Source organism: Kitasatospora sp. NBC_00039 (assembly GCF_045160625.1).
Taxonomy (GTDB): Bacteria; Actinomycetota; Actinomycetes; order Streptomycetales; family Streptomycetaceae; genus Kitasatospora.
Window position 1 is genome coordinate 5,743,417 of the sequence record NZ_CP108289.1, and the last position, 12,438, is coordinate 5,755,854.

Annotated in this window: 9 protein-coding genes, 1 tRNA gene and 1 pseudogene; 5 read left to right on the top strand and 6 right to left on the bottom strand. The window is 73.3% G+C overall.

From position 1 onward, the window contains the following. The first annotated feature begins 47 nt into the window (after positions 1–47). Together OG286_RS25600 and OG286_RS25605 are read left to right on the top strand one after the other, a co-directional pair. Positions 48–308, top strand: coding sequence for a hypothetical protein (locus tag OG286_RS25600; RefSeq protein WP_396322654.1), 261 nt, complete (start codon positions 48–50; stop codon positions 306–308). A gap of 74 nt (positions 309–382) precedes the next feature. Continuing rightward, the gene (locus tag OG286_RS25605; RefSeq protein WP_396322653.1) at positions 383–1,228 is read left to right on the top strand and encodes an alpha/beta fold hydrolase; all 846 of its coding nucleotides are present in this window, start codon (positions 383–385) and stop codon (positions 1,226–1,228) included. Between the two features lie 132 nt (positions 1,229–1,360). Here OG286_RS25605 and OG286_RS25610 read toward each other — a convergent pair whose 3' ends face one another. From OG286_RS25610 to OG286_RS25630, 5 genes are all read right to left on the bottom strand, one after another. Then, entirely contained in the window at positions 1,361–2,017 is a 657-nt protein-coding gene (locus OG286_RS25610) for a GPP34 family phosphoprotein (RefSeq protein WP_396322652.1), read from the bottom strand. A gap of 114 nt (positions 2,018–2,131) precedes the next feature. After that, positions 2,132–2,205, bottom strand: a tRNA-Lys gene (locus tag OG286_RS25615). Positions 2,206–2,453: 248 nt separating this feature from the next. After that, on the bottom strand, positions 2,454–4,604 hold the full coding sequence (locus tag OG286_RS25620; protein ID WP_396322651.1) for a dipeptide ABC transporter ATP-binding protein: 2,151 nt from the start codon (positions 4,602–4,604) through the stop codon (positions 2,454–2,456). Continuing rightward, positions 4,601–5,569 (bottom strand): ABC transporter permease, encoded by a 969-nt coding sequence (locus OG286_RS25625; protein ID WP_396322650.1) that lies wholly within the window; start codon positions 5,567–5,569, stop codon positions 4,601–4,603. The genes OG286_RS25620 and OG286_RS25625 overlap by 4 nt, the downstream gene beginning before the upstream one ends. Before the next feature lie 16 nt (positions 5,570–5,585). Then, positions 5,586–6,569 (bottom strand): ABC transporter permease, encoded by a 984-nt coding sequence (locus tag OG286_RS25630; RefSeq protein WP_396322649.1) that lies wholly within the window; start codon positions 6,567–6,569, stop codon positions 5,586–5,588. 315 nt (positions 6,570–6,884) lie between these two features. Here OG286_RS25630 and OG286_RS25635 point away from each other — a divergent pair, with 315 nt between their 5' ends. Beyond that, the gene (locus OG286_RS25635; RefSeq protein ID WP_396322647.1) at positions 6,885–8,591 is read left to right on the top strand and encodes an ABC transporter family substrate-binding protein; all 1,707 of its coding nucleotides are present in this window, start codon (positions 6,885–6,887) and stop codon (positions 8,589–8,591) included. Positions 8,592–9,135: 544 nt separating this feature from the next. Then, positions 9,136–10,344, top strand: coding sequence for a low temperature requirement protein A (locus OG286_RS25640; protein WP_396322646.1), 1,209 nt, complete (start codon positions 9,136–9,138; stop codon positions 10,342–10,344). Positions 10,345–10,580: 236 nt separating this feature from the next. Here OG286_RS25640 and OG286_RS25645 read toward each other — a convergent pair. Then, positions 10,581–11,456 (bottom strand): annotated as a pseudogene (locus OG286_RS25645) (LysR family transcriptional regulator); the annotation flags it as partial. A gap of 189 nt (positions 11,457–11,645) precedes the next feature. Between OG286_RS25645 and snpA the strand changes: the two are divergent. Next, the gene (gene snpA, locus OG286_RS25650; RefSeq protein ID WP_396322645.1) at positions 11,646–12,299 is read left to right on the top strand and encodes a snapalysin; all 654 of its coding nucleotides are present in this window, start codon (positions 11,646–11,648) and stop codon (positions 12,297–12,299) included. Positions 12,300–12,438: the final 139 nt, after the last annotated feature.

Sequence of the window (12,438 nt, forward strand, 5' to 3'; positions counted from 1 at the left end):
TTTCCACCCGGTTGGGGCGGACTTTTCTGCCCGGTTAGGGTGGAAACGTGTCCAGCCCCCGCCCCGGTCGCCGGAACGCTCGGCTCGCCGTCGTCGTCGCCGCTCTGCTGCTGCTCAGCGTGGTGGCGTACACGGCCTGGGTGCTGGAGGTGGTCCTGGTCGCGCTCTGGTCGGCCGTGCCGGCCGCGCGCCTGGTCCGTGCCGGCCAGGTCCGTGCCGGCGAGGAACCGGCCGGGGAAGAGCGGGGGACCGGGCGAGAAGCCCGCAGCGAACGAGAGGCCCGCAGCGAAGAGGCGGAGCCGCGATGACCAGGCCGGGGGCAGGCTCGGGGGCAGGGCCGCGACCGGGCACGGGGGTGGCGGCCGGAGCGGCCTCGACGGCGATGTTCCTGCGCATCGACGGCACGCCCCTGCACGTCCGGACCGAGGGCAGCGGCCCGGTCTGCCTGCTCACCGGCGGGCTCGGCAGCAGCTGGTTCGACTGGGATCTGGTGGTCCCCTTCCTCACCCCTTACCGCACCGTGGTCCGCTTCGACCGTCCCGGCTACGGGCTGAGCGCGCCGGAGGCCGCCGGCCGGTCCGGCCCGACGCTGGTGGGCGAGGCGGAGCGCATCCGGGGCGTGCTGGATGCGCTCGGGCTGCGTGAGCCGTGCACGGTGGCGGGCCATTCACTGGCGGGGTTCCACGTGGAGGCCTTCGCCCGGCTCCACCCCGAGCGGACGGCCGGACTGGTCCTGTTGGACGGCAGCGTCGAACCGGATCCGCGGCCGCTTCCGGCGCCGGGGCTGCGTGACCTGGCGGCCCGCACGGTCGCGGGCGCGGCCACGGCCGTCGCGGTGCCGTACCTGATCGGGCCCACCGTGCGGCGGCTGGTCGCCCGGGCGTCCACCGTCCGCCGCGAGGACCTCGCGCCGGCACCGCTGGTCCGGCACTGCTACCGGACCGGGCGGGCCCTGCGCGCCCTGCTCCGGGAGAACGCGGCCTACCTGGACCTGGCCGCCGCGCTGGCCGAGCTGCGCGTCGCCGCGCCGCTGCCGGACGAACTGCCGGTCACCGTGCTCGCCGCCGACGACGGGTGCCGGATCCGCCGCACCCAGGAGCGGCTGGGCAGCCAGCGGGACCTCGCCTCGCTGCTCGGGGCCGACTTCCGCACCACCGCGCCGGCCGGCCACCTGATGATGTTCGACCGCCCGGACGCGGTGGCCTCGGCGATCCTCGACACGTGCTGAGCCGGGCTGCCCGACGAGGCGCCCGGCTGCTCGCCGGTGAGGCGCCGGCCGCCCCGCGCCCCGGGCACGACCGCTCGCCCGCGTCCCTCCCCGGGGCAGCCGGGGCAGCCCGACAGCCCGGGGCAACCCGGCTCAGCTCGCGCTGCCCGCCGCGGAGTCCGAGGTGATGACCCGCCGGACCGCCCCGGCGATCGGCAGTTCCCTGGTGAGCCGCCGTACGGCCCGCCGGGTCGGGGCACCCGCCGACCCCGGGTAGAGCCGGCGCTCCAGCCGCGCCGCACCGATCAGCCCGGCCAGCTGCCGGTCCCGCTCGGCCGCCGGTGACTCATCGCCCTCGTGCGCGAGCGTGGCGGCCACCCGCGCGGCGATCTCCTGCCCCATGGTCGGCCGCGTTGCCGCATGGCGCCGGTAGGGCAGGCCGAGGAAGCGGCGTGTCTCCACCACGAGCAGGCCGTCGGAGGTCAGCCGGTCGAGGAAGGGGGCCGGCCCTGGCTTGCGCGGGACCCGGCGGATCACGAGGTCCAGGCCGAGCCGCTGATCGCGCTTGCCCGCCTTCTCCAGTCGCGCGAGCACGCCGGCCCCGACCTCGTCATGCGCGCCCAGCGGCTGGAACCCGGTGATCCGCCGCCCCTCGACGGTGATCGCGCCGCTCATCAGCATCTCCGCGACGACGCCGCCCGCGATCACCCGGTGGAGGGTGGAGTGCGGGGTGCGCAGTCGGCCGCGCACCGGATCGGCGCAGAGCAGCAACAGCTCCTCGGGGATCGAGCGCGCGTTCGGCGGAGTCACGGACGGGTACCTCCAACGGTCGGGCGGCGAGCGACACCGCGTACCCCTGGTACCTACCCGCCCGGAAACGCCTCAGGCCGCCCACCGGAGTGGACGGCCTGAGACCTTGCCATGTGCGCCGCCAGGGACTCGAACCCCGGACCCGCTGATTAAGAGTCAGCTGCTCTAACCAACTGAGCTAGCGGCGCCTGCTGACCTGGAGAACATTACACGGGGTCGGCTCGATCCGCCGAATCGCCACCGGCCGGACACGCTCCGTGACCAAGTCGGCGGGCGTTGGCACACCAGGCCCCGAGCCGCCGGTACACAGCCACAGCCACAGCCACAGCTGCAGCTGCAGCCGCGACCGAAGCCCTCGGAGCGGGAAGTCGGCCGGTCCGACTTCCCGCGGCGGTGCCTGCTCCTGCTGCTCACGGAGGACCGTGCCGGCGGGCCGCTACTCCGGGAAGTGGCAGGCCGCCCGGTGGTCCACGTCCGGCGCGGGGCCGGTCAGCGGCGGGGCCTCGGTCTCACAGCGGATGCGTGCCCCGGCGTCGAGCCCGGCGTAGACGGGGCAGCGGGTGCGGAACGGGCAGCCGGTGCGGCGCGCGGTGGGCGAGGGCGGGTCGCCGGGCAGCAGGATGCGGGTGCGGGCCCGTTCGGCGGCCGGGTCCGGGAGGGGGACGGCGGAGAGCAGCGCGCGGGTGTAGGGGTGGCGGGGGTGGTCGAAGACGGCGGAGACCTCGCCCTGTTCGACGGTCCGCCCGAGGTACATCACGCTGACCCGGTCGGCGAGGTGCCGGATCACCGAGAGGTCGTGCGAGACGAAGAGGTAGGAGAGGCCCAGCTCCGCCTTGAGGGACTGGAGCAGGTTGAGCACGCCGGCCTGGATGGAGACGTCCAGCGCGGAGACCGGTTCGTCGAGGACCAGCAGTTTGGGCCGGACGGCGAGCGCGCGGGCGATCGATATCCGCTGTCGCTGTCCGCCGGAGAACTGGTGCGGGTAGCGGACGGCGTGCGCCGGGTCGAGGCCGACCTGCCGCAGCAGTTCGGGCACCCGGCGGGCGATCTCCTCGCGGGCGGCGCGCTGGGCGCGCAGCGGTTCGGCGACGATGTCGCCGACGGGCATCCGCGGGTCGAGGCTGGCCATCGGGTCCTGAAAGACGATCTGCAGCTCGGCCCGGAGCCGGTGGGCGTCGGCCCGGGAGAGTGCGGCGGTGTCCTGCCCGAGCAGTTCGATCCGGCCGGACTCGGGGGCGGCGAGCCGCAGCAGCTCGAACAGCGTCGTGGACTTGCCGGAGCCGGACTCGCCGACCAGACCGAGGGTCTCGCCCTGCCGGAGGTCCAGCTCGACGCCGTCCACGGCGTAGACCTCGCCGATCCGGCGCTTGAAGACGGTGCCCTTGAGCAGCGGGAACGTCTTGGTGAGGCCGGTGACGGAGAGCACCGGCGGGCGCTCCTCCCGGGCGGCATCCACACCGGCAGTGCTCCCGGCCGAAGCCGGCGGCACCACCGGCACGGGGTACACCTCGGCCGGCGCCGGCCGCCGCTCGGCCAGCTCCCCGGCCCGGACGCACGCCGCCAGATGATCGCCGGAGCCCGCAACGTCGGAGTCCCCGTCGAGTCGGCTCCCGCCCCCGCCCCGGCCCGCGTCCGCGACCCCGAGCCCGGGCTCCGCCGTCCGGCACCGGTCCTCGACCAGCGGGCAGCGGGCGGCGAACGGGCAGCCGGCCGGCAGCTCGGCCATCGGCGCGGGCGTGCCGGGGATCGGCACGAGCGGCCCGCCGCGGGCGTCCAGCCGTGGCACCGCGCCGATCAGCCCGAGCGTGTACGGGTGGCGGGGCGCGGCGAACAGCTCGTCCACGCCGGCCGTCTCCACCACCCGGCCCGCGTACATCACGGCGACCCGGTCGGCCATTCCGGCGATGACGCCGAGGTCGTGGCTGACCAGGACGAGCGCGGCGCCGGTCTCCCGCTGGGCGGTGCGCAGCACGTCGAGCACCTGGGCCTGGATGGTGACGTCCAGCGCGGTGGTGGGCTCGTCGGCGAGCAGGATGTCGGGGTCGTTGGCGATGGCCATGGCGATCATGGCGCGCTGGCGCATGCCGCCGGAGAACTCGTGCGGGAAGCTGTCCAGCGCGCGGTCGGGCGCCGGGATGCCGACGAGGTCGAGGAGTTCGGCGGCCCGCCTGCGCGCGGCCGGCTTGTCGAGGCGCTGGTGGATCCGCAGGGCCTCGACGATCTGGTCGCCGATCCGGTAGACGGGGGTGAAGGCGGAGAGCGGGTCCTGGAAGACCATGGCGACCCGGCGGCCGCGGAGGGCGGCGAGTTCGCGGCCGGGCAGGCCGATCAGCTCCTTGCCGTCCAGCCGGACGGAGCCGTGGACGGTCGCCGTGCCGGGCAGCAGGCCGAGGACGGCCAGCGCGGTGACGGACTTGCCGGAGCCCGACTCGCCGACGATGCCCAGGGTCTCGCCGCGCCGCAGGGTGAGCTCGACGCCGCGGACGGCGGGGACGGCGGTGCCGCGCGGCCCGGCGAAGTCGACCCGCAGGTCGCGGACGTGCAGCAGAGGGGCCGCGGGCAGCGGGGTTTCGACGGTGGTGGTCACGTGCGGTTCCGCTCTTTCCGGAAACGGGGGCGGCGGCGAGGGGCCCGGGCCGCCTCGGCGGTGGGGTCGAGGGCGTCGCGCAGCCCGTCCCCGATCAGGTTGACGGCCAGCACGAAGAGCACCAGCAGCCCGGCGGCGAAGTAGAACAGCCAGGGGAACGTCGGGGCGTCGAAGGTGCCGGCGGCGAGCAGGGTGCCGAGCGAGACGTCGGGGGCCTTCACACCGAAGCCGAAGTAGGAGAGCGCGGTCTCGCTCATCACGGCGCCGCCGACGGCGATGGTGGCGTCGATGATGAGGAAGGAGGCGACGTTCGGCAGGATGTGCCGGGTGATGATCCGCAGCGGTCGCACGCCCATGAACTGCGCGGCCCGGACGAACTCGCGCTCCCGCAGGGAGATGGTCATCGAGCGGACCACCCGGGCGGTGATCATCCAGTTGAAGAGGGCGAGCAGCAGCACGAAGGCGATCCAGCCGGCGCCTTTGAGCCGGGGCGAGATGATGGTGATGATCAGGAAGCTGGGGAAGACCAGCATGAGGTCCACCGCGAACATCAGCACCCGGTCGGTCCAGCCGCCGAAGTAGCCGGCGCAGGCGCCGAACAGGGACGCCAGCACGGTCGAGAAGAGCGCCACCAGCAGGCCGATGACCAGCGACTTCTGCAGGCCGCGGACGGTCTGCGCGAAGACGTCCTGGCCGACCCCGTTGGTGCCGAACCAGTGGGTGCCGGAGGGGGGTTGGCGCAGCGCGTTGTAGTCCGGGGCGGCGTAGTCCCAGGGCGTCAGGTACTGGCCGCCGAAGGCGAGGGCGAACAGCAGCAGGACGATGACGGTGCCGGCCACCGCCCAGCGGGCGGCGAGCAGCCGGGCGAGGACGATCCGGCCCCGGCCGGCCACGGCCGGGGCGGGCCCGGGAGCGGCGGCGGGGTCGGGGGTGGGCGCGGAGGACTCCGCGACGACGGTGGTCACAGCAGGTCTCCTCCGGTCATGACCGCACACGCGGGTCGAGGGCGGCGTGCAGGGTGTCGGCGAGGAAGCCGGAGGCGAGCACCACGACGGCGGCGAACAGGTTGACGGCGACGACCGCGTTGACGTCCTGTTCGTTGATGGACTGGATGAACCACTCGCCCATGCCGTGCCAGCCGAAGATGGTCTCGGTGAAGGCGGCGCCGGTGAAGATGCCGAGGAAGCTGTAGGCGAACATCGTCGACATGGGGATCACCGCCGTTCGCAGCCCGTGTTTGAGCAGGGCGCGGTTGCGGGTGAGGCCCTTGGCCTCGGCGGTGCGCAGGTAGTCGGAGCCGAGCACGTCGAGCATGGTGCCGCGCTGGTAGCGGCTGTAGGTGGCGAGGCCGCCGAGCGCCAGCGAGAGGGTGGGCAGCAGCAGGTGCAGCGCCCAGTCGCCGAGGTGGGTGCCGAGGCCGCCGGTCAGGCCGGGGGTCTCGTAGCCGGTGAACGGGACGACCTCGTGGCCCGCGACGTCCTTGGCGGCGATGGCGCCGTTCTTGAGGAAGAGCGCCACCAGGAAGACCGGGGTGGAGAGCAGGAGGAAGGAGAAGGCGGTGAGCAGCCGGTCCGATATCCGGTACTGGCGCACCGCGCTCCAGGCTCCGGCGGCGACGCCCAGGGCCATGCCGAGCAGGCTGCCGATCAGCAGCAGTCGCAGGGAGACCCAGATCCGGCGGCGGAAGTCGTCCATCACGGGGGTGTCGTGGATGGTGCGGCCGAGGTCGCCGTGGAGCAGCAGGCCGCCCGCCCAGTGGCCGAACCGTTCGACGACCGGTGTGTGGTCGTTCAGGTTGAGGTCGGTGAGCTGCCGCTCGACCGAGGCGGTGGACGGCCGCGGCACCTTGGCCTCGAAGTAGGTGCGCGGCTGGAGGGCGGCGGCGGAGAGCGCGTACGCCAGGAACACGGCGGCGATCAGCAGTATCGCGTAGTAACTGAGCCGCTTCGCCAGGTAGCGGAGCATCAGCGGCCGCCCGGGGTGGGGGCGGGGCCGACGCGTCTGGTGGGCATCGGTGGGTGGCCTTCGGTCGGTGGCCCTGTTCGAGCCGTGAGGGAAAGGTGCAGGTCACGAGTGTGGCACCGGTGCACGGCCGCGGTATTGCGGCAGTGTTGCGGCCTGTTTCGTTTGGATCAGAGGTGAACTCCTCCCCCTGGTACTCGTCCTGATCCGCTGTTACGTTCGGTCCGCCCGGCACCGACTTGGCTGCCCACGCTCAAGCCTCGCCACACCTTGCGACGCCCGACTCTCACAACCAGTCATTTCACGGGGGGACCCCTCATGGACGCTTCCAGCACATCCGCCCGCGGCTTCGGCCGGGCCGCCGCGCTCGCTCTCGCCGTGGCGCTCGCGGCCACCGCGTGCACCTCGGGCGGCGGAGGGTCGGCCGACGGCGTGGCCAAGAGTGAGCCCCCCAAGCAGGGTTCGATCGACATCAACGCCAAGTCGCCGGACCAGCTGCGGGACGGCGGCGAGGTCCGGCTCCCGCTGTACCAGTGGATCACCCAGTGGAACCCGTTCCAGGTGGACGGCCGCTACGGCGACGGCGTGGAGATCATGAGAGCGCTGGAGCCGAACCTCTTCACCACCGACGAGTCCGGCACGTTCAAGCCGGTCACCGACTACCTGCTGGAGGCCAAGGTCACCTCGACCTCCCCGCAGGTGATCACCTACAAGCTCAACCCGAAGGCCACGTGGTCGGACGGCAAGCCGCTCGGCTACCTGGACTTCAAGGCGGACTGGGAGGCCAGCAACGGCAAGAAGGACGGCTACAACATCGCCGACTCCGCCGGCTACGAGCTGATCTCCGGCGTCGAGCAGGGCGCCGACGCGAGCGAGGTCAAGGTGACCTTCTCGGAGCCGTACGCGGACTGGCAGAACCTGTTCCGCCCGCTGGTCCCGGCGGCCGGGATCGGCACCGCGGACGACTTCAACAAGGGCTGGATCGACAAGATCCCGATCACGGCCGGGGCGCTGAAGATCGGCACGATGGACAAGACGGCGCAGACCATCACGCTCGTCCCGGACCAGGCCTGGTGGGGGGCGAAGGTCAAGACCGACAAGATCACCTTCCGGGTGATGTCGCAGTCGGCGACCACGCAGGCGTTCCTCAACAACGAGATCGACCTCGCCACGGCGGGCACCGCGACGGCGTACGGGCAGCTCAAGGACGCCAAGGACACCGTGATCCGATCCGCCAGTCCGTGGGACGAGGTGCACCTCTCGTTCGGCGGCGGCGGTGCGCTGGCGGACCAGAAGGTGCGCCAGGCGCTCGGCAAGGCGCTGGACCGCTCCGCGCTGATCAAGATCGCCAACAACGGCGTGCCGGTGGAGTTCAAGCCGCTCGGCAACCACATCTTCATGCCCAACCAGACCGGCTACCAGGACAACTCCGGCGAGTGGGCCAAGTTCGACCTGGCCGCCGCCAAGAAGGCGCTGGACGAGGCGGGTTGGAAGGAGGCCGGCAGCGGCCAGCCGCGCACCAAGGACGGCCAGCCGCTGACCCTGCACTTCGTCATCAACGACGCGACCCCGCAGGCCCAGCTCGACCTCGCCACCGCCGCCCAGGCGATGTGGCTGGCGGCGGGCGTGAAGGTCGAACTCGACAAGGTCCCGTCCAACGACTTCTTCACCAAGTACGTGAACACGGGCAAGTTCGACATCGCGAGCTGGCGCAACACCGACTCGTTCCCGCTCTCCAGCAGCCTGCTCAACTTCCGGCTGCCGCAGGGCGACAACGTCTTCGGCAACTACTCCAAGCTCGGTACGCCCGAGATCGACGCGCTGCTCAAGAAGGCGGCCGGCACGGTCGACCCGGTGGAGGCCGCCAAGCTCTACAACCAGGCGGACGCCAGGATCTGGGAGCTCGGCCACACCGTCGAGCTGTACCAGCGGCCGACCGTGGTGGCGGTCCGCAAGGGGCTGGCCAACTACGGTGCGTTCGGCCTGGCCGGCGCCGACTACGCCAAGGTGGGCTGGGAGAAGTAGCCACCGCGTCCGCTTCGGCGGGCCCCGGGGTGGCGGGGGCGGCACGGCAGGCGCTGGCGAGCAGCGCGGTGATCACGAGGCCGGTGGTGCGGACACGGGGAGGACGGCTCTGCCGCCCCCCGCTCTCCTGCCACCGGCCTTGACCTTCCGCGATGCCCGCAGGCCACCCGTGTCGTGGGGTCCCCTCCGGACCCGCCCGCTTCCAACCGGGGAAGAATCTAGCGGGGTGATCCGGGCCGCCGTGCCGTACGCGGCGGGCGCGCCGGAAACCCGTCGAGCTGTCACCCGGTTCGCGCACCCGGGCGTCAACTCTCGCTGACGGCACGGCAAATCGGACGAAACCGGGCATGCGGGCGGCTCCTGGGCGGGCTCCGCCACGGCCCGGGCGGCACGCCGGTGGCGGCCCCGCAGGCCTCCGGCGCGGGCTGCCGGCGCGGGCCCCGCCGTACGGCGGCCGCGCCGGTGCGTGCGCCCGCACCGGGCCGCTGCCAGGATGCGGCGGGACGGCGCAGCCCGCCCGTCCCGGAGCCCGGAGACCCCGCCCATGGCCAGCGAATCCGCCGCAGCCCACCGCCCGCACCCCGTCGACCGGCACCCGCTGCGCCGGATGGTCCCGCGCAGCCGGGACGAGCCGCACCGGGTCGCCACCCCGCTGGAGCTCTTCTTCGACCTCTGCTTCGTGGTCGCGGTCGGCCAGGCGGGCCGGGAGCTCGCCCACGACCTGGCCGACGGCCACTACGGTGACGGCCTGACCGGCTACGTCTTCGCGTTCTTCGCGATCTGGTGGGCCTGGATGAACTTCACCTGGTTCGCCTCCGCGTACGACTGCGACGACGTCCTGTACCGGATCACCACGCTGGTGCAGATCGCCGGCGTCCTGATCCTGGCGGCCGGTGTGCCGAGGATGTTCGCCGACCAGGACCTGGTGCTCTCGGTGGTCGGCTACGTGGTGATGCGCCTCGCCATGGTCACCCAGTGGCTGCGCGCCGCCGCCAGCGAGGAGGGGCAGGCGCGCACGGTCGCGTTGCGGTACGCGGCCGGGATCACGGTCTGCCAGATCGCCTGGGTGGTGGTGCTGCTGCTGCCGCACAGCGTCCGGTCGTACGTCATCCCGCTGGGCATCCTGGCCGAGCTGTCCGTGCCGGTGATCGCCGAGCTGCGCACCCAGACCCCCTGGCACCCGCACCACATCGCCGAGCGGTACGGCCTGTTCACGCTGATCGTGCTCGGCGAGACGGTGGCGGCGGCGACCGTCGCCGTGCAGTCGGCGGTGGACGAGCACGAGGGGCTGGGCCGGCTGCTTCCGGTCGCCGCCGGCGGCCTGCTGATCTGTTTCTCGGCCTGGTGGATCTACTTCGCCCGGCCGGTCCACGACCACCTGCGCTCCAACCGGCAGGCGTTCCTCTGGGGGTACGGCCACTACCTGGTGTTCGGCTCGGCGGCGGCGATCGGCGCCGGGCTGGAGGTGGCGGTGGAGTCGGCCGTGCACAAGGCCCACATCTCCCAGGCGGCGGCCACCGCGACGGTGACCGTGCCGACCGCGCTCTACCTGTTCACCGTCTGGCTGCTGCACGCCCGGCACGTCAAGACCGGGGCGGAGCAGGCGCTGCTGCCGGCCGCCTCGGTGGCGGTGCTGGCGTGCACGGCGGCCGGCGACTCCGGTGTCCTGGCGGCGGGTCTGGTGAGCGCGGCCGTGGTGGCGCTGGGCGTGACGCTGCACGCCCGCGCGGCCTCGCCGGACCGGGCCGCGTGACCCTCCCGGGCCGGGGTGCCCGCGTGACCCTCCCGGCCGAGCGAGGGGCGGGACCCCGGCGGCTGCCCGTCGCGAGGGTCCCCCTCGGGGGAGTGGCCGAGCAGGTGGTGCAGCGCCTGGTCCTGCCGGGAGAGCCAGGCCCGGTAGGCCGGGTTGACCTGTGCGAGATCCAGGTAGGCCGCGCGCAGCTCCCCGTACAGCGCGTCCAGTGCGGGCGGGCTGAGCGCGCGCGGCCGCCAGGCGAGCAGTAACCGGACGGCCAGTGGGTCGCCGTGCACCGGCCGGACGACCGTGCCCGGTCCGGCGGCGGAGGTCGGCTGGCAGGGGCGGACGGCCTCGCCGGAGGCGACCAGCTCGGCGGCGGTCGTGTTGTCGCGCACCTGCACCACCCGGGGGTTGAGCCCGGCCTCGGTGAACACCCGGCGCATCGCCGCGTACTCGTGGTCGGCGGTCGGGTCGACCATCCAGGTGTCCTCGGCGAGGTCGGCCAGGTGCACCACCGGACGGGCGGCGGCCGGGTGGCCCGCGGCGAGTGCGACGAACTGCGGCTCCCGGGCCATCAGGACGCGGTGCTCGGCGTCCGGCGGCACCCGCAGCGGGAAGCCCTCGCTCTCGTGCACGAAGGCGACGTCCAGCTGGTCGGCGGCGACCATCCGCAGCAGGGCGTTGGCCGAGATGTCGATGTGGATGGTGGTGTCCGTCTCCGGCAGCCGCTCGTGCACCCGGCGCAGCCAGGCCGCCACCGCCCGGCTGCCGACGCTGCCGATCCGCAGCCGTCGGGCGCGTTCGCTGCCGGCGGCCTCCCGGGCCTCCTGCCGGGCGGCGGCGACCAGGGCGGCCATCTCGGCGATCACCGGCCGGGCCCGGGACAGTACCGAGTGGCCGAGCGCGGTGGGCCGGCTGCCGGTCTGCTCGCGGGTGAACAGCGCACCGCCGACGGTCCGTTCGATGCGGTGCAGCTGGGTGGTGAGGGAGGGCTGGGTCATGCCGAGGTGCAGCGCAGCCTTGCGGAGGCTGCCGGTGTCGGCGATCGCGCACAGCACCCGGAGGTGTCTCACGTCGAGCTCCACATCGGGAGCATAACGGGCGAATGGGTGTGACGCCAGGGACATGACAGGAAGCTGCCCCGTGCCCCGGACGGCCTCGACCCCCGCCTCCCGGGGGAGATTGGCCCGCGCTATCGCCGGTTGACATCATCCGCCGGGCCGCCGCCCTGACCGAAGCTCTGGGGCAGGAAATCATCCGGTGCCCCGCGGCAGGCCCCCACCGGCCGCGGCATTCGCATAATCGGAGCCCCCCACATGAACCGCATCCCGCGGACCCTTTCCGCTGCCCTCGGCCTCGCCCTGGCCGCCGGCCTCGCCGCCCTGCCCACCGCCGCGACGGCCGCACCGGTCACCGGCACCGCCGCCGCGCAGCACTACACGGCCCCCGCGTCGGGGCAGAAGAGCGCCGGAAAGGCCGACAACCAGGCCTTCTTCGAGGCCGTGATGAAGTCGGCACGCGCCAAGCAGGCCGCCACGCCGTTCCTCAAGGCCGTTGTGGTCACCTACGACCCCAGCAACGCGCCGTCCTTCGCGTCCGAGATAGCCCGGTCCGCCCAGATCTGGAACGGCTCGGTCGGCAACGTCCGGCTGCAGGCCGGTTCCAACGCCGACTTCTCCTACTACGAGGGCGACGACCCGAGCAACGGCTCGTACGCCAGCACCGACGGCCACGGCTCCGGCTACATCTTCCTCGACTACACCCAGAACAAGGAGTACGACTCCACCCGGGTCACCGCCCACGAGACCGGGCACGTGCTCGGCCTGCCGGACCACTACTCCGGCCCGTGCAGCGAGCTGATGTCCGGCGGCGGCCCCGGCCCCTCCTGCACCAACCCGTACCCGAACTCGGCCGAGCGGCGCCGGGTCAACTCCCTCTGGCAGAACGGGCTGGCCGCCACCGCGCGCTGACCACCGCCCCGTTCGGGACAGTTCCCGGCCGCCCCGACCGTCCGGAACGCCCTGAGGACCGTCCGGAACACCCGAGGCCGGACCGTCCGGAACACCCGAGGCCTGACCGTCCGTAACACCCGAGGCCGGGTCCCGACAC

Coding starts and splice junctions, on each gene's coding strand:
- OG286_RS25635 (WP_396322647.1), top strand. CDS start 6,885: ATGGACGCTTCCAGCACATCCGCCCGCGGCTTCGGCCGGGCCGCCGCG.
- OG286_RS25605 (WP_396322653.1), top strand. CDS start 383: ATGTTCCTGCGCATCGACGGCACGCCCCTGCACGTCCGGACCGAGGGC.
- snpA (WP_396322645.1), top strand. CDS start 11,646: ATGAACCGCATCCCGCGGACCCTTTCCGCTGCCCTCGGCCTCGCCCTG.
- OG286_RS25630 (WP_396322649.1), bottom strand. CDS start 6,569: ATGCTCCGCTACCTGGCGAAGCGGCTCAGTTACTACGCGATACTGCTG.
- OG286_RS25640 (WP_396322646.1), top strand. CDS start 9,136: ATGGCCAGCGAATCCGCCGCAGCCCACCGCCCGCACCCCGTCGACCGG.